The sequence below is a fragment of the Methylobacterium sp. CM6247 genome, from assembly GCF_054817925.1.
The window spans coordinates 826,128-842,321 of sequence record NZ_JBTXKX010000003.1; the positions used below are offsets into that span (position 1 = coordinate 826,128).

General features: G+C 60.9%; 21 protein-coding genes and 1 pseudogene. 8 read left to right on the forward strand and 14 right to left on the reverse strand.

Going from position 1 to position 16,194, the window contains the following annotated elements:
- Positions 1–71: 71 nt before the first annotated feature.
- The 10 genes from ACYQOP_RS04700 to ACYQOP_RS04745 all read right to left on the reverse strand — a co-directional run bounded on the left by ACYQOP_RS04700 (position 72) and on the right by ACYQOP_RS04745 (position 5,242).
- On the reverse strand, positions 72–1,007 hold the full coding sequence (locus ACYQOP_RS04700) for a DUF1376 domain-containing protein (protein ID WP_461221388.1): 936 nt from the start codon (positions 1,005–1,007) through the stop codon (positions 72–74).
- Positions 1,004–2,410: a replicative DNA helicase gene (locus ACYQOP_RS04705; RefSeq protein ID WP_461221390.1), complete on the reverse strand. Its 1,407-nt coding sequence runs from the start codon at positions 2,408–2,410 to the stop codon at positions 1,004–1,006. Before ACYQOP_RS04705 ends, ACYQOP_RS04700 begins: the two co-directional genes overlap by 4 nt.
- Entirely contained in the window at positions 2,407–2,637 is a 231-nt protein-coding gene (locus tag ACYQOP_RS04710; RefSeq protein WP_461221392.1) for a hypothetical protein, read from the reverse strand. Before ACYQOP_RS04710 ends, ACYQOP_RS04705 begins: the two co-directional genes overlap by 4 nt.
- On the reverse strand, positions 2,634–2,900 hold the full coding sequence (locus ACYQOP_RS04715; RefSeq protein ID WP_461221394.1) for a hypothetical protein: 267 nt from the start codon (positions 2,898–2,900) through the stop codon (positions 2,634–2,636). The genes ACYQOP_RS04710 and ACYQOP_RS04715 overlap by 4 nt, the downstream gene beginning before the upstream one ends.
- On the reverse strand, positions 2,897–3,073 hold the full coding sequence (locus ACYQOP_RS04720) for a hypothetical protein (protein WP_461221396.1): 177 nt from the start codon (positions 3,071–3,073) through the stop codon (positions 2,897–2,899). Before ACYQOP_RS04720 ends, ACYQOP_RS04715 begins: the two co-directional genes overlap by 4 nt.
- Entirely contained in the window at positions 3,066–3,227 is a 162-nt protein-coding gene (locus ACYQOP_RS04725) for a hypothetical protein (protein WP_461221398.1), read from the reverse strand. The genes ACYQOP_RS04720 and ACYQOP_RS04725 overlap by 8 nt, the downstream gene beginning before the upstream one ends.
- A gap of 188 nt (positions 3,228–3,415) precedes the next feature.
- The gene (locus tag ACYQOP_RS04730) at positions 3,416–4,024 is read right to left on the reverse strand and encodes a hypothetical protein (RefSeq protein ID WP_461221400.1); all 609 of its coding nucleotides are present in this window, start codon (positions 4,022–4,024) and stop codon (positions 3,416–3,418) included.
- Positions 4,025–4,233: 209 nt separating this feature from the next.
- A complete protein-coding gene (locus ACYQOP_RS04735) occupies positions 4,234–4,404 on the reverse strand; it encodes a hypothetical protein (RefSeq protein WP_461221402.1) in 171 nt (56 codons plus the stop codon).
- Complete coding sequence (locus tag ACYQOP_RS04740; protein WP_461221404.1) at positions 4,395–4,787, reverse strand: hypothetical protein; 393 nt, start codon at positions 4,785–4,787, stop codon at positions 4,395–4,397. The genes ACYQOP_RS04735 and ACYQOP_RS04740 overlap by 10 nt, the downstream gene beginning before the upstream one ends.
- On the reverse strand, positions 4,784–5,242 hold the full coding sequence (locus ACYQOP_RS04745; RefSeq protein WP_461221406.1) for a hypothetical protein: 459 nt from the start codon (positions 5,240–5,242) through the stop codon (positions 4,784–4,786). Before ACYQOP_RS04745 ends, ACYQOP_RS04740 begins: the two co-directional genes overlap by 4 nt.
- A 511-nt stretch (positions 5,243–5,753) precedes the next feature.
- On the opposite strand from ACYQOP_RS04745, the gene ACYQOP_RS04750 reads away from it, so the two are divergent.
- Together ACYQOP_RS04750 and ACYQOP_RS04755 are read left to right on the forward strand one after the other, a co-directional pair.
- On the forward strand, positions 5,754–6,152 hold the full coding sequence (locus tag ACYQOP_RS04750) for a hypothetical protein (protein ID WP_461221408.1): 399 nt from the start codon (positions 5,754–5,756) through the stop codon (positions 6,150–6,152).
- A gap of 5 nt (positions 6,153–6,157) precedes the next feature.
- Positions 6,158–7,324 carry a hypothetical protein gene (locus ACYQOP_RS04755; protein WP_461221410.1) on the forward strand — a complete coding sequence of 389 codons (1,167 nt, stop codon included), beginning with the start codon at positions 6,158–6,160 and terminating at the stop codon, positions 7,322–7,324.
- A gap of 116 nt (positions 7,325–7,440) precedes the next feature.
- On the opposite strand, the gene ACYQOP_RS04760 is transcribed toward ACYQOP_RS04755, so the two are convergent.
- The 3 genes and pseudogenes from ACYQOP_RS04760 to ACYQOP_RS04770 all read right to left on the reverse strand — a co-directional run bounded on the left by ACYQOP_RS04760 (position 7,441) and on the right by ACYQOP_RS04770 (position 9,755).
- On the reverse strand, positions 7,441–8,682 hold the full coding sequence (locus tag ACYQOP_RS04760) for a tyrosine-type recombinase/integrase (RefSeq protein WP_461221412.1): 1,242 nt from the start codon (positions 8,680–8,682) through the stop codon (positions 7,441–7,443).
- Positions 8,683–8,966: 284 nt separating this feature from the next.
- Positions 8,967–9,266: pseudogene (locus tag ACYQOP_RS04765) on the reverse strand (transposase); the annotation flags it as partial.
- Between the two features lie 228 nt (positions 9,267–9,494).
- Positions 9,495–9,755 carry a hypothetical protein gene (locus ACYQOP_RS04770; RefSeq protein WP_311275955.1) on the reverse strand — a complete coding sequence of 87 codons (261 nt, stop codon included), beginning with the start codon at positions 9,753–9,755 and terminating at the stop codon, positions 9,495–9,497.
- 350 nt (positions 9,756–10,105) lie between these two features.
- Between ACYQOP_RS04770 and ACYQOP_RS04775 the strand changes: the two genes are divergently transcribed.
- The 5 genes from ACYQOP_RS04775 to ACYQOP_RS04795 all read left to right on the forward strand — a co-directional run bounded on the left by ACYQOP_RS04775 (position 10,106) and on the right by ACYQOP_RS04795 (position 13,432).
- On the forward strand, positions 10,106–10,558 hold the full coding sequence (locus ACYQOP_RS04775; RefSeq protein ID WP_056428264.1) for a BLUF domain-containing protein: 453 nt from the start codon (positions 10,106–10,108) through the stop codon (positions 10,556–10,558).
- A 309-nt stretch (positions 10,559–10,867) separates the two neighbouring features.
- A complete protein-coding gene (locus ACYQOP_RS04780; protein ID WP_461221414.1) occupies positions 10,868–11,671 on the forward strand; it encodes an alpha/beta fold hydrolase in 804 nt (267 codons plus the stop codon).
- A gap of 340 nt (positions 11,672–12,011) precedes the next feature.
- The gene (locus tag ACYQOP_RS04785; protein WP_207410946.1) at positions 12,012–12,197 is read left to right on the forward strand and encodes a hypothetical protein; all 186 of its coding nucleotides are present in this window, start codon (positions 12,012–12,014) and stop codon (positions 12,195–12,197) included.
- Positions 12,198–12,274: 77 nt separating this feature from the next.
- Entirely contained in the window at positions 12,275–12,742 is a 468-nt protein-coding gene (locus ACYQOP_RS04790; protein ID WP_461221416.1) for a hypothetical protein, read from the forward strand.
- 120 nt (positions 12,743–12,862) lie between these two features.
- Positions 12,863–13,432 carry a hypothetical protein gene (locus tag ACYQOP_RS04795; protein WP_461221418.1) on the forward strand — a complete coding sequence of 190 codons (570 nt, stop codon included), beginning with the start codon at positions 12,863–12,865 and terminating at the stop codon, positions 13,430–13,432.
- A gap of 273 nt (positions 13,433–13,705) precedes the next feature.
- On the opposite strand, the gene ACYQOP_RS04800 is transcribed toward ACYQOP_RS04795, so the two are convergent.
- Complete coding sequence (locus ACYQOP_RS04800; RefSeq protein ID WP_461221419.1) at positions 13,706–14,737, reverse strand: aldo/keto reductase; 1,032 nt, start codon at positions 14,735–14,737, stop codon at positions 13,706–13,708.
- A 518-nt stretch (positions 14,738–15,255) separates the two neighbouring features.
- Here ACYQOP_RS04800 and ACYQOP_RS04805 point away from each other — a divergent pair.
- A complete protein-coding gene (locus ACYQOP_RS04805; protein WP_461221421.1) occupies positions 15,256–16,125 on the forward strand; it encodes an SMP-30/gluconolactonase/LRE family protein in 870 nt (289 codons plus the stop codon).
- Positions 16,126–16,194 lie beyond the last annotated feature (69 nt).

Genomic DNA, 16,194 nt, shown 5'->3' on the forward strand with positions numbered 1-16,194 from the left:
GTCGCTAACCCATTGAAAAACATAAGCTGAAATTTCAGCCGATGTCGTGAGGCCTGAGTTTTCAGAGCTGCTCATCGGCCTGTCCCCGTCATCAGAACCGGCTCGCCCTGAAGCTGCCCGGCACTGAGGCCGGCCTCAGCCAGGATGTGCTTCGGGACCTTGGTGTCGGGGTGATCGGGCGGCGGTGTGCGCTGCCCCAGCAGCCACTGGCCGCCGTTGTTGCGCCAGCGCCGGACGTGGCCGCGCCAGTCGTCCTCCGAGATGCCAGCGAGGAACGTGTCGGGCCCGGACGCTTCTCGGCCGGCCGGATCAGGCATCGCAGCGAAGCGCTCGAACCGTTCCTGGTTTAGCCAAGTCGAGGCCTGCGGCACGAACTCCGTGCCGAGCTTGCCCTTGGCAGTGAGGTCCGCGGCATGCGCTCGAACGGCTCGGAGGATCTGCGGCGGGTCGGCGCCCTTGCGGAGCGCGGTGGCGTAGGCTCGCAGAGCCGTCTTTCGGGGGTTGTCGCCATCCCGTTTCGGGTAGGCAGCCCAGAAATCGGCAAAGCCGTCCGGCTCCGTCCCCTTGGGGACTTTAGGGGTTATTGTAGCTGTAGCTGTAGCTGCTTTAGGTTCGCTTTCGTTTTGCTTTTCGTTTTCAGAACCTGATGCTTTCTCTGGATCGTTATATTTCAACGACTTAGGTCTTCCGCCAAGCTTCCCGGCGGCGCGCTTCTTCTCGATTTTACCCGTAACGAATTCGTGCTCGCGCGCGACCTGATCGTTGATCCAAGTGCAGTCTCTCAGGGTCCAGAGCGCCATGACGGCCGGCTTCAGCGAGGCCCACCGCTTCGGTGTGATGCCGAGCATGCGGGCGAGCATCGCGTCATCATCTGCCAGACAGCATCCCGGCGAGCGCCAGGCGTAGATCTGCAGCCTGAAATGGACAGCCTGCTGCTCGAGCGTCAGGTGCGCAGTATCGGCGAGATACCGGTCGACGCCCACCGGCATGGTCGGAAGCTGGCTCATCGGGCCACCTCCGCCAGCACGTTGCACCCGATATCGCAGAAGCAGGTGAGCCGGACTGTCGGCCCGGACCGCTGCTTCAGGATCTCGATCTCGAGTTCGGTCTGGCAGTTGAACAGGCGAATAGTTTCGTCGTCCGTCCGGTCGGCCTTGTGCTCGAGATAATAGGCTTCCCGGTACAAGCCGAGCACCACGTCGGCATCCTGCTCGATAGACCCGGATTCGCGCAGGTCCGAGAGCTGCGGGCGCTTGTCCTGACGCTTCTCCACCTCGCGGTTCAGCTGCGAGAGGCCGATGACGGGAATGCCGAGCTCTTTCGCCAGCCCCTTCAGACCGGTGGTGATCTCGGTCATCTCCTGGACTCGGTTGCCTTGGTAGCGCTTGGAGGGGCGGATCAGGCCGATGTGGTCGATGATGACGGCCGCGAGCGGGATGCCCCTACGTTCGGCGCGCAGACGCATCTGACGGGCCCGGGCCGCGATCTGCGCCAGCGTCAGGCCGGACTGCGGCTCGATCCAGAGCGGGATGTCGGCGCATGCCTTCTCGGCTTCCTGCAGGCGCCACATGGCTTCCGGGGAAAGGCTGCGAGCCTCGGCGATGGCGCGATAGGTGATTGGCTCCTGCGAGCGCGGATCGTAGGCCACGGCTGCGAGCACCCGCTCCGACAACTCGTCGGCCCCCATCTCGAGTGAGAAAAAGCCAACGGCGCCGGCGCGTCGGGCGGCAGCGAGAGCGATGTGCAAAGCGACTGTCGATTTGCCCATGCCGGGCCGGCCTGCGAGCACGATGAACTGTGCCGGTCGCATGCCGAGGGTGGCGGTATCGAGCTTTGGCAGTCCATAGGGGGCGCCGCGAGGGGCGAGCCCCTGCCGGGTTTGCTCGACCCGAGCGAGAACGCTGGCGACGCTGCTCCCCAGCGTTACGCGGCGGGCGTGCTCGGCGAGGCCAGCGCTGGCTACCTCATCGAGCTGCTCGATCATGTGCGTGGCATAGTCGGCCGGGCTGTGAACCGAGCCATCCGTCATCCGTGCCACCGCGGCCTGCGCTGTCTCCAGCACTGTCCGCATCCGAGCGGCGTCGGCGATCATCCGGACATAGCCGGGTGCCCCGACAACCGTGATGGCCTCAGATGCCAGTCGGGCAAGATAGGCCCCGGCGGTCAGTCCACCGAGATCGGCGTCACCGAGGACGGCCTTCATCAGCTTCCAGTCGATGGCGTCGCCGGCATCGCGGCGCTCGCACATCACACCGAAGATGTGCCGATGCACGTCCTCGAAGAAGTCTTCGGCCCGGACGTGATCTCGAGCGCGGTCAAGAGCCTCCGGGTTGGTAAGGATCGCGCCGAGCAAAGCCTGCTCCGCCTCAATTGTGCTCGGCGGCACGACGTCATGAACGGCCGGCATCATCGTGACACCTCCAGCTCTGCCGCCTGCAGAGCCTGGATCAACTCCGAGAGCTTTGCCTGATTCACGCAAATGCCGGCCTTGGTCGGCATGGGCTCACCACAGGTGCCACGGGGGGCGGAGAACACTCGCATGTCGATTAGGCTGTAGCCGTCCCGGATCGCGAGGCTGATCCGGATCTCCTCGCTGTTGTTTTTTCGGATGGTGGCGATCGGGCGAAGGTCGTTCATGTGCGGCCTCTGCCATCAAGCAAGGCAAGCTCTGCGAACACTGCTTCCAGTATCAAATCGTCATCGTCGCATGGTAATTCTTTAGACCGCCGAACTACCATCTCTTGGAACTGCTTGGGATCGCGTCGGGTGATCGTCCAAATTGTATGAAAAGGTGGAGGCAAAGCATCCCGACATTGGATTTTAGAAGACATGAGGCGGCACAGCCGATACTGCCGCTCAGGATGCGCCCGGAACCAAAGCTCATCGATCGCGGTGATCATGCTTGGCATCCCTGTAAGAACGCGCGCAGCTCATCAGGCCGGCGGAAGAGACCAGTCACCGTCCCGTCACGGTCGATCAGCGCGAGAATGGGCCGGACGATCTCTGATTGTTTCGGACGGTTTGCTTGGCTGTTCGGGATGTTGACGGTGTGCCGCTTGGGCGCTTCAGTCATGACCATCCTCCGAGGTGGAGCGGATCACACGGCCGAGCCGCGCAAGAGCCCATTCGTCGAGGAGCTCCACCGGGTATAGCGGCACACGGCCTGCCTTCTGGAAGGGAGGGCCACCGCCGAGGCAGGCGAGCTTCGCCAGCGTGGCCACTGCCATCTCAATTCCGTGACGATCAAGGAGGTGCCGGCTTGCTTCCCACCGGCGGAGCCGAGGCTTACCCAAGGGTGCTTGCGGGCAAAGCTCCGCCGGTCCCCTCAAGAGGGACTGATGCGTATCGGTCATGGAGGGCAATTCCTAGAAGTAAAGCTTCAGACTTGGTGAGCGTTTAAAGCTCGGGGAGGAGGCTAGTTGTTTTCCTTCAGGTGCTCGCCTGCTTCGATGAGAGCCTGCATGTTCGCCTTGGCTATCCCCGAGCTATTCGGACGCGGACGGTAATCGAACGGGGGCGACCAGAACCTATCTGGGATTTCGATGCTCTTTCGGTTGGCTCGAGCTATCAGGACCGCCATGCAGCGGCTGGCGCTGGACCGGATTAAACGGATCGGCTGCTCATCCGATGCCGCCAAATTTTGATCGACCTCAGCGTCCGTACCCACCAGCGCCCGCGGCGGTTGAATACCCGCCACATAGTAGCGGCCGCACATCACCTCTTCGACCTTCTCGTTTGTTCCAGCTGCCATGGCACTGCCGGTCTCAACAATCCGCTCCCACTCCAGCGAGAGAGCATCGGGCAGCGCACCCGCAATCTCAGCTGCCCGGGTGATGTTCACGCCATGCCCTTCGCTGAACTCCTGAGCGACGATGGTCAGAAACGCCTCGAACAGTGTGTATCCCCGACCGGAGGCCTTCTGATCGATGGAGAATGGCAACTGGTTTCGCCGTGACAGCGATGCCAGAGCATCTGTCGAGAGCGAGGTGATCAGGCAGAATTGGCTGCGGCTAAGGTCCGGCATGGCTTTCCTGTATCCAGTCGGTCTGACAAGATTACTGAGTTCAACCATGTCATGCGTATCTTGTCAATCAGACGCGATACATCGAGCTCCCCGGCTGAAGCTCGTCGCTGCAGCGTGACCGTCGCCACCAACTGACCAGGCCACCCGACGTGGACTGCCGACGGGAGTTGGCCTCAATGACTCTCCGTCGGCATCCGAGTGGCTTGAAGTCAGCGCCGTGACATGCCGCAGCGCGCGGCAAGTGAATGTGCAAGACGCATCCGCTCCTCCCCGCGCTGAAGGGCCTGAGTAGCGAGCCGGTCAAGCATCTGCGATCTCGCGAGATCCGCCAGGGCCAGCCGGGTCTGTGCTAGGGCGAGATAGGAGAAGATCAGGCGCATCGCACGCCCTCCCGCCAACGCAGAGGCCCGTACTGGACACCGCACTGCTCTTCGGCCTCCGGGTGCGTCAGTGGGCACCCTGCCGCGGCCAGCATGATGGGCGCTCGCTGGATAGCCTCTCGAGCACTGTCGCGCGGGTGTTGCCCGTCACGGCCATGGAACACCGCGCCGGGATTCATCATCGGAATGAACCCATCCCCGTTGATGCCCCACATCAGATAACGTTGCTCGAAGTGGAGCCACGCGAGGTAGGTCGCCACCGTACCACCGGTGACCGATACGGCGGCGGCGGTTGGCTTACCGATGAGCGTCACGCTGCCGCCAATAAGCGGGAGCGAAGCGAGGCCGGAGAGGAAGCCCCGGCGGGAAGCGGGGCCGCTCATGCGACCCTCGAGATAAATGCGCGATGGGCTGAGACGTACTCACCGTCGCAATCGATGCATTCGGCGTTCTCACGATCATCAGCGCTGCCGGCGCTCCAGGCCTCCTGTCCTCGCTCCTGCCAATCATACGGTTCGGTAGAGCCAAGGGACGGCTCTGCATCGGGATCACCACCGGTGGCGTCGAGGAACGCAATGGCGGCCTCGACGGCGTTGGCGACACGGCGCCGGAGGTCGCGGAGGGCCTTGGCCTCATCGTCCAACTGACCCTGCCGCATCTCCCATGAAGAGAGCTCGTTCGACCGAACGCCGCGGATCGCGAGCGTCACTGGCCCCGGTGTGACGCCCCGGTCTGTACCTAATAAGGATCGGCGGGCTTGCTGAGTGGATAATAAGGCCAGGCGCTCAGAGTCCGTGGCGGGTAATAAGCTGAGTGTGGTATAGGCGTGCGTAGCCATGAACAGCATCCTCCAGATGCGGTTGGTGGTGAGGGTCGTTCCGGTGGTGACACACCGTTGCGACCCGCTCTAATTTATGGCACCATCAAATTATGTCGTCAATAGTTGGCACCAACAAAAAACGTGGAAGGGGGAGACCGGTGGTTAACAGCACCTCAATCAACCTGCGTGCTCCACCCGATCTGTTGATGCCACTTGATGCATGGATCGCAGCTCAGCCCGAGCCTAGGCCCTCTCGTCCGGAGGCAATTCGACATGCTCTCACGGATTGGCTCACCAGCCAGGGTCTCATTCGGCATCGCGAGGATCCGAAAATAGGAAACTGACGGGCATTGCTGGAGACATTGCCTGTCCCAGGACCCGAACCGTCCCTGCGGCGCAACACTACAATAAATTTGGTTGTGGCTGTTTCGCCCGCCTCGTCTAATATGGCTCGAGGAGCGGATCAGTCTGGACAATTGTGCTTGCAAAATCCATACGGCCACTGAAGCCCCTCTTTGGAGCATAAACAGTGGGTCACGTCTTTCATCCTGACAGACCAGATCGATGCCCTCCTCAGGAGGCTACCGAAATCGATAAGAAGATATATCGGGGAATAAAAGTCGAGCCGATAAGCGACAATGACTTTTTATCCCACGTCGAAGCTGATTTGCCAAAGAATGACCCTAATGACTGTGAGCATTGGGGTCTCTCCGTGTGGGCGTCAGCAGCAGAAGTGGAAAATGCTCGGGCAGTACATCGATATATGAAGAAGTGGTTTATTGCCGAAGGTCATGTAAAACCGGAGGATGGCGTTTTTCTCCCAACCCCCAATGAAAATCATCCTGAACACTGCACTTTTTGGAAAGCTTTTAATCGTAATATCACCGGAAATTTCGTCATCGCATTGCAACCAGTTGTTAAGAAGTAGAGACAATGTGGTCAATTGATGCGCCTTATGAAGTTTCGCCCCAGAATTTCGCGATAGAGCCTGCGCATGTTCTTTACAAATATGAAGGCCCAACTATATTTACTGCACGTCTCGGTTTTACTGATAGCTTATTCCTTAAAGTTGATGAATTTTTAAATTCTGATCTGTTTCTCGTCGTCAAAACAAACGCTAAAATGATTGAAATGCTTCAGCATGGCAAGTTGTCAGTGCGCGGAGCTATGGCGTCAGACTCATACTGGATTATTGAGGCAGACAGGTACCTCGTACCATTGCGTTATTGGGAGTGCACCGCAGCCGAACTTCCCGAAGATTTTTTACCTGATCGAGGCTTCGCTTTGTTTGCTCATCTCGGCAAAGCTCCAGACACAATGGAGCAGGCGGAAGGATTTTTCACGGTAGCTTACCGTGGGAAAAACATGTCATCCGAGGGAATGCCATTTAGTACATTCAAAAATCTTGTCATCAATACTTATGACACATCCCGCCGTATTCTAAGTCCGATACTTTTGCTTGGAACAAAGACTTCCACTTTTGATTTTACTATCGCTGAGCCTAAGTTTGGTAGCTTAATAATAACGATTGATGCTCCAATATTGAATTCTGAGTGGGTTAGACAGCACGCAGATGGCGATGACGCTTTGATGGAAGGACTTCAAGAGCAAATTTCGCAGCAGCGCGTAAATTTTTTCGACCAGCTAAACCCGGTTATCGAAGAGGCACGCAAAGGTGAGGTGCTACGTGATTATGATGCAAATGACAGGTCGATAATTGAGCAACTCCGATACGTGCTGCCTCATGAGGAAGGCAATATAACAGATATTGAATTCAGCGCAAATTTTGGGAACAAAACATCTACTATTCACGTGACGAATGAAGTAGGTGGCAGAATCCACAGAGCTTTCGATCGTTCAGAGGAAAAGCCGATTTATGTTGCGGGTGCAGTAACTGAGATAAACGCGGAGCGTAGGACGTTTCGGATCAAAAACGCACTACAAAGGCAGATTACCTGCCTTCTTCCCCAAGAATGGTTTGATGAGATCCACGCTAATCCGTTGTTTACGACGGGCGCAAAAGTAGGACTTACAGGATTTTTAGAAAGACGGACTCGGATTGATCTTCTGCGACTTGAGGAGCAAGTAAGGCTAATCTAGCTGAGCTATGTAAGAGATATGAATTATTTGAAATATTGCTCACTTAAGGCAAGCGTCAGCGCTTTCACGACTTTACTTCAATGCCACCGGTATGATTGTAATAAAGTGCAGGCGATTTATAACGCAATGGTAGATAAGGCCCGGGCAATATGCGCGGAAACACGATCAGCTGCCGCGATCAGTACCGCATCGAGGTGATGCACGTACCGGCTGGTGACGGTGCTTCCGGCATGACCCAGCATGGCGCCGATGGTAGAGTCGCTGTAGCCGAGATCCCCGGCGGTGGAAGCGAACGAGTGCCGCAGCGTATGTGCTGTGACGCCCTCCAGTCCGGCGCGGGCCACGATCCGTTCGAGGGCGTCGTCTAGGCTGGCGAAAGCACCGACGCCTCTAGCCGCTGGCAGGACGTAGGGAGAGCTTGCCGGCCGAGGCAAGCCGTCCAACAAGGCGAGCACTGCGCTACCAATCGGCCGAACTGATGCGCCTTCCTTCGTGTCCTCAAGCCGAAGGGAGGGGCCTGACCGATCCACCTCAGACCAGCGAAGCTTCACGATCTCACCGAGCCGGCAGCCGGTAAGGGCAAGCAGGCGGACACCGGCAGCGGCTTGCCAGCGCTCCTCCGCTCCCGCCTCCATCTGCGTGATGGCCCTCCCCAGCGCGCCGTACTCTTCGACGGTGAGACGGCGCGTGCGCTTTTTGTCGGCTGGCTTCCGTACCCCGGCCGCCGGGTTGATCGTGATGATGCGCTCGGAGATTGCGAAGCTCAGGATGCCTCCGAGTAGGCCGGCTGTGCGCGCGGCGGTCCCGGCGCCGCCCTCGACCACGGCCTTGCCCCTGAGGCCGGTCTTTACGATCCCCGCGGTCTTGCCGGCCTGCACGTCGCGCACGAACCGTTGCACGTCCGGCTGCGTCAGGTCGACGACGAGCCGCCTACCCAACAGCGGTTTGATGTGCCGTTCGATCCGTCCGCGGTCGACGTACAGGGTGGACGCCTTTTTGGGTTGCCCCCCTTTGCCGATGATCAGGCCCTTATCAGCCGCCTCAAGATATGAATCGCAAAGCTCAGCCAGCGTGATCGCAGCACGACGTGTTGCGCGGTCCTCCGCCGGATCCTCGCCCCTGGCTACGCGTCCGAGCAGGGATTTTGCCTCTCGGCGAGCTTCATCTGCTGTCACCGGTCCATGAAGGCCAAGTGTTATGCGCCGGGTTCTTCCGCCAGCACGATACTGGATTAGGTAACTACGCCGGCCGGAGGCGAACACGCGAAGCCCGAAACCAGGTAGCTCGTCGCACCAGATAAAGTAGTCTCTCCCAATCGGCTCGGCGGCTTCAACCAACCTTTTTGTGATCCTTGCCATGCGATCCTCACTGCTTCCGCGGAAGCACTGCGGAAGCACTCGGCGGAAAACTCACGCCATTTCTGATCGTTGCCAGATAACTCGAACAGGGAAATTCGCAATGCAGAGCAGTCGCTTAGCGACGACGGGAATGATGGGGCGATTACGGGAAAACCCATGAAGACAATCCTCCGAAGGCAAAGGTCACACGTTCGAATCGTGTCGGGTGCGCCAATTTTTCGACGAATTAGGATTTGAACTCATAACCAATAGCTGATGGTTGCAGCGATGCAGACAGCTTTGAGTTAGTGGGCTGCAGACCCGTCATATCGTGTAGCGCTGCGACGGAAGTCCTTGATGCGGCCGAACATGCGCTCGGTGGCATTGCGGCCCTGGTAGAGGACCGGCGAGAATCAGGGCTTCTAGCGCCGGTTGGACTTTGGCGGGATGTTGGGGGCGGCTCCTGTCACTTCGATCTGCCGGCGAATGGCATCGCTGTCGTAGCCTTTATCGCCGAGCAGGATCCGGCACCGGGGCGAACGATCGAGGAGCAAGGCTCCTGCCTTGCGGTCCGCGACTTGTCCGCCCGTTAGTAGGAAGGCAAGCGAGCAGCGCTGAGCCACTCGGTTCAGGTGGCCAAGTCACGACCTGCTTTGCAGGCGGGCGGTGGAACGCTCCCGCGCCGGAGGCACGCGCTTCCGCCGACTCGTCAAGGATGACGAATGGTATTCCAGCGCGCTCGCGGATCCCCACATCTTGGCCTTCGTCTGTCCTCTACTCGAACAGGCTGTTCAACTCGCAGACAGTCGATAACAGACGAGATTCGATACCCATCAGATCTGTCCGGGCTGGCAGCCATAGGGTGGCACCGAGCGCGGGAAGCGTTCTTTGATGCGCTCGCAGCCCCACGACCGTAGCGACTCTGGCAGGCGGCGGTTCACTTCGATGCCAACCTCGTCATAGGGCGTTTGTCCGGCCGTGACGTAGCTGTACCAGCGCCAGCCCAGGGTGCCGACGCCTGCGAGCAGGATTGCGAAGGCCACCGTCGCGGCCAGCCCCAAGCGTGACTGCGCAGGTCTCGTCTTATCTACCATGCAGACCATGTCCTCGATGTTCGTGCGATCCTGACAACGCTCTGCTCCCTCGCGGGGAAGAGCCCGTTGCGACCGACAGGATGATGGGGGCTCCCTTACAACACCCATTCAACGGATGGCCATGCTGCCGCTCTGTGAAAGACGGACGATCGGCTTGGCAACAACGTCAACGCCTCTCAGCATCCGCCCGGATGCCTAGCCTTTTTGATGTAAAAGGTATGTATTAACCCAAAGAATTTTCTCCGCCTCATGGGCCAAACCAGCCGCTCTTTTCTACGTTGTCTGTCCGCACGGCACGAGGGGAGCTCGTTTGATCGTGCCATGCTAAACGTGATGGACAAAAATCTGCGATGATACATCAGCTTGTTTACTATAGCCGAAACGTTGTTGCCGGCAACGATCGCTCCATGCTTATGAATTTGCGCGACATCGTCTCGGCGTCACAACGCAACAACAGTCGCGATGGAATTACCGGTTTTCTCATATTTGATAAAACATGGTTCATTCAGGTTCTTGAGGGCGATCAGGCGCAGGTGAGCAGCACCTATACCCGCATCGCCCGCGATCCGCGCCATACAAGCGCTACCATTCTGGATGCACGGAACGTTCAGGGCCGTTCCTTTCCCAACTGGACCATGGGCGGTGCCATGCGAACCCCAGAGGTGGAAGAGATTTACTTGCAGCATGGCATCGGAAGCTTCATCGACCCGACGCGCCTGACAAGCGGCAAGGTCATCGCCCTCGCTCTCGATCTTCAGGCTTTCGATGCCGCGAAACGTCAGACTCAGCGGCTCGCGAGTTGAAGCCTGCGCGACCAGTCCGGGTACGGCGTTTGACGCGGTTCGACCGCAGACATAGCGGCGCGTCCACAAGGCTGCGTGCCCGCACTCGACTGGCCTCAAGTCCCGGTGCATGACCCAAAGCCCGGCCCTCTGAAACGATCTCGCGAGCGGTGGCGTTTCGCGGGGCCGGTTCTCTTCGGCGTCGAGTTCGAGGGCGGATGCGGCGGAAACGGGAATATGGGCGTGTCCCTGCGGTGGATCGGTGCAACGGCTGGCGGGATCCTGGCCCGCTTGGCCATGGCCGCTATCCAACCGTGGAGGCGTGCCAGTGTGGCTTACAAGGCAGGTCCGGGACGGCTCGCGGCGAGGCGGACCCGCGTCGACGGCCGGATCATCCATGCCAGGGTCTCCGTCGATTCCGTGCCGGATGATCGACTACCCGTGATCCTGGTCCATGGGCTGGGAATGTCCGGCCGATACATGGTCCCGCTCGCGAGGCATCTTGGCCCTCACCTGAAGGTCTACGCCCCCGACCTGCCCGGCTTCGGCTTGAGCGACAAGCCCCGGCACGTGCTCACCGTTCGCGAACTCGCCGATGCGCTGGCCGCCTGGATGCAGGCCCTCGGCCTGAAGCGCGCGGCTTTTATCGGCAACTCGCTCGGCTGCGAGATACTGGTCGAACTGGCGATCGTTCACCCCCACCTCGTCGACTGCCTGGTTCTGCAGGGGCCCACGCCAGACCCGGAGGCGAGGAGCCTCTTCCGGCAGGTTGCGGGGTTCTTGGCCATCGCGCCGTTCGAGCGCTGGTCGCTGGCCTGGGTGGCGCTGAGCGATTATGCGCGGGGCGGGATCAACCGATATATCCTGACCTTGCACAGCATGGTCGGCAACCGCATCGGAGAGAAGGCGCTCTGCGTCATGCAGCCCACGCTCGTGGTCTGGGGCGCCCGTGACTACATCGTCCCCTACGCGTTCGTCACGATCCTCGCCGAAAGCCTGCCGCGCGGACGCCTTGCCGTCATTCCCGGTGCGGCCCACGGGATCAACTACTCCCACCCCGAGGCATTCACTGCCGTGCTTCTCCCTTTCCTCCTCGCCGAAGGCGACAGGCCTGCCGCGCAGAACCAGTCCTAGAGCGCTCACCGCCGAAGTGGATGCCGGTTCGGCGAAAAAGAGCGCGGCAAAACAAAGGCCTGGAGTTGCACCCGACCCAACGTGGTCGGGTGCAACTCCAGGCGGCCGGCACAGGCTGACATTCGGCCAGCGAGCGCCGTTATCGTTGCTCTCGCCGGTCGCGACATAGTTTGGCAGGAGTCCGTCTCGGACCGGAGGCGGTGACGGGCGCGCCGAGGGATCGGTTGTCGAAACATTCGCCGAAGAACGGGCTCTTCATAGGATACCGCGCCAATACGCCGTCCGGCACGGATGCCGACCCCTTCACGACTCCTCAACCACACGGCGCCAGGATCGGGTTATGCTGAACCTCTCGCCTCCACGCCGTCTGACCTTCCTTCTCTCGCTGGTGCTGATCGGCCTCGCCGTCGCCAGCCTCTATTTGCGCCTTCCGACCATTGGTCCCACTGTGGTCAAGTACCGGACCTGGTTCTTCGTCGGTGCGTATGTCCTGCTGGCTTTCGGTGTCGTCTCGAAAAGCCTCTGACCGGTCGCAGACGAAGATCGTACGTCCCTGTTCTTCCTCCAAATCAACGACACACGATTTCTGAGGCCATACTGTCCATGCCAACGGTGTTCCTGGATTGCGATGGCGTGCTGGCCGATTTCGATGCCGGCGCGAAGCAAGCCTTCGGGATTTCACCGGCGGAATTCGAGCGGCGTTTTGGCCTGAAGCGTTTCTGGGGCGAGCTTGCCTCGCTCAACAACTTCTTCGGTGAGCTACCGTTGATGCCGGATGCCATGGAACTGTATGAGGCCGTTCGCCACCTTGAGCCCATCATCCTCACGGGTCTTCCGCGGGGAAACTGGGCTGAGCCACAGAAACGCCTCTGGGCGGCCCGGTATTTCCCCGGTGTCGAGGTGATCACGACGAGTGCCGCGCTGAAACGAGAACATTGCCGTCCTGGCGATGCCCTCGTGGATGACCGGGAGAAATACCGGCCCCTTTGGGAGCAGGCTGGAGGCATCTTCATCCATCATCGCACTGCGGATGCATCGATCCGGCGGTTGCGCCAACATGCATTCATCTAAGATAAAACGGCTTGTGCTTGTATCTCACTGGACAAGCATCATCTGTTCCTCATATGCTAAGCATTCGCTGCCGACGCGTCTTGCGTCCTTGAGCGTGTCGATCTCAGGATTATCTCATACATGAAGCGCCGTAGCGCGCGACCTTTCACGGTCGAAATCAAGCACACCCGTACATCCCGCGCCTCGCTCCCCGACGCCCCAGCACGTTCCCGCGTCGGCGACGACCTGTGGGGGGACCTGCAGGCAGCTGTGGCCGAAAAGCCGGCCGATATGCAGCCCCTGCGCCTCGCTCATCCCGAGCCTGCACCGTCAGTGGCGCCCGCCGAGCCGCCTGCTCGGCGTGTCCTGCCGAGTCTCGTGCCGATGTTTGCCATGCCCGATGAGCCGGACGCTCCCGAGGTCGGCAAAGCGCCGGAAGAGGAGCGACTGCCACGCGTGCAACGCGTGAAGCCACCGACCAAGCGTAAGCAGAAGGTCGTGGCGCAGGTCGACTCGGCACTTTCGTTTGCCGATGCGGACGACGAGCCCGACGATACACCGGTTGTCGCGAGCCCTGACTCGACACAGCTATCCGGTGGCGTCAGTGGGCCTGCTTTGGCTCAAGCGCGGACCGCACGGCGCGCTCAGCAGGCGGCGGCTCTACGGCCGGGCGAGCGTTGGAAGCGGCGGCTGCCACGTGCACTTTGGTAAGCCACCGCAACGGCTTCCTGCCTTGCTCGAGATGTAGCCTCCATTGTTCGATGGTTTGAAGCCTGCCCGCGCGGCCGCGTAGTGGCCGTCCGCGGGCCCTCAGTCAGCCTGACCGATGAGCCCGCATGATCTCCGAGTTGGTCGGCAACGACGCATAAGGCCGTTTTCCAGTCGAGACGGGCGGAATGCGACACCATGCAGGCCGCGCTGCCAAGCGAGAGCAGGTGCACGCGTAACGAGTGCACTGCTCAAGACGATAGACGAAGAGCCGTTTTACCAAGTCGTCGGCTTGGGGTTGCGCTCGTCGAACCCCTTCTGGTGCCAATAGGGATAGATCGGCGTCTCTTGGCTCGCCGCATCGAGGCGGGCCACCTGCTCGGGCGTCAGCGTCCAGTCGAGAACGGCAAGGTTCTGCTTGAGCTGCTCCTCGGTGCGGGCGCCAACGACGATGTTGCACACGGTGGGCCGGGTCAGCAGCCAATTCAGGGCGACCTGCGCCACCGTCCTGCCGGTCTCCGCCGCCACATCATCCAGCGCATCGACCACGCCAAAGAGGTACTCGTCCGACACCGGCGGCCCGCCCTCGGCGCCGCCCGCGGCGATGCGGCCGCTCTGGTTCGGCTGCCCACGGCGAATTTTGCCGGTCAGACGGCCCCAGCCGAGCGGACTCCAAACCATCAGGCCCACGCCCTGGTCGATGCCGAGCGGCATCAGCTCCCACTCGTAATGACGCCCGATCAGGGAATAGTAGCCCTGATAGGCCACGTAGCGAGCGAGCCCATAGCGCTCGGATGTGGCGAGCGCCTTCATCAGATGCCAGCCGGAAAAGTTCGAGGCGCCGATATAGCCGATCTTGCCCGAGCGGGTGAGATCGTCGAGCGCCCGAAGCGTCTCCTCCACGGGGGTGAGTGCGTCGAATCCGTGCATGAAGTAGACGTCGATATGCTCGGTACCGAGCCGCTTCAGGCTGGCCTCGCAGGCACGAACCAGATGATGGCGCGAGGAGCCGACTTGGTTCAGGTCGTCATTGAAGCGGAAAGTCGCCTTGGTGGAGATCAACGCGCGTTCGCGCTTGCCCTTCAGAGCCTGGCCCAGGATCTCCTCCGAGGCACCTCCCGAGTAGATGTCGGCCGTGTCGAAGAAATTGACACCGGAATCCAGGCAAAGGTCCACCATGCGGGTCGCCTCAGCGACATCGGTCTGGCCCCAGCGCTGAAAGAATTCGTTTGTCCCGCCGAACGTGCCCGTGCCGAAGCTGAGCACCGGTACGGTAAGGCCGGAGCGGCCAAGCTGCCTGTATTCCATCGAATCCTCTCAGCAACCCATCGCGCGGTATGTGATGCGCCTGCCGATCTAACGCGACGGGAGGCCTCGGTTTCCGTCGCGCGGGCATCGCTTCCGCGCGCCTCCTGGCTCTCGGCATGCAGGCCGCTTGCGTATCCTCGAAGTACTTTCGTTTGTATCGACCCGAGTGTTGCACCACGCATCTTGTACAGTGATCGCATCGGATATCGACGATCATCAGAATAGCCTGCGAAGACCTGTTGAACAATCGATGCCGGTCTCGCAGGCGTATGCGCAGATCGAGCTGTGCCCCGCTGCATCTTTCGTGGCCCCGATCCTGGATGCCGAGGGGACTCATCGTTCCCACACGAAACCCGAAGATTCCACATTGGAGGCTCCGACTTCGGAAAGCCCCGACTTCGGAAAGCCCCGACTTGGGGATGCTTCGACCCGGGGGATACTCTCGGGGGATATTTCGGCATGACAGGCATGCCGGCCGCCGCGAGCCGCTGCCCCGATGAAGGACGAGCATGGACACGATGACGATCCTCGACGCGCACCGCTGCCATCTCGGCGAGGGCCCCTGCTACGATCCGCGAACCGGCACGGCATGGTGGGTCGACATTCTGGAGCGGCAGCTGTTCGAGAGGCCGCTCGCGGACGGCACCCCGCGCCTGCACGACCTGCCTTTCATGGCGAGCGGCGTCGCCGCGGTGGACGAGACCCGTCATCTCCTCGCCGCCGAGGACGGGCTTTACCTGCGCGGGCTGAGTGACGGAAAGCTCATGCTGCTCTGTCCGCTGGAGGCGGAGGATGCAGGGACCCGTTCCAACGACGGCCGGGTGCATCCCTGCGGCGCACTGTGGATCAGCACCATGGGCCGCGATGCCGAGACGGGGCGTGGCGCGATCTACCATGTCGCCGGTACCCGGGTGACGCGCCTCTACGGGTCGCTCACCATCCCGAACGCCATCTGCTTCTCGCCCGATGGCGCGACCGGCTACTTCGCCGACACCGATGCGGGTCTGCTGAAGCGCGTCAGCCTCGACCCCAACACCGGCCTGCCGACGGGCGAGCCCTCGACGCTCTACGATCATCGCGGCGGGGATGGCGGCCTCGATGGCGCTGCGGTCGATGCCGAGGGCCGCATCTGGTGCGCCCGCTGGGGGGCATCCTGCATCGATGCCTACAGCCCGGAGGGCGAGCGCGTGCGGACGGTTCCCCTGCCGGTGACCCGCCCCTCATGCCCCACATTCGCCGGGCCCGATCTCGATCGCCTGCTGATCACCAGCGCCTATGAGGGCATGAGCCCGGAGGAACGCGACGCCGATCCCGAGCACGGGCGCACCCTCTTGGTGGCCGCCGGAATACGCGGCCTGCTGGAGCCCGCCTTCCGGATCTCCCCGTAAGTCGGTCGTTTCCGGCTATGCGCGACAGCCACTTGGCGCAGGAGTCGGAGACAGGCGCTGTGGGAACGC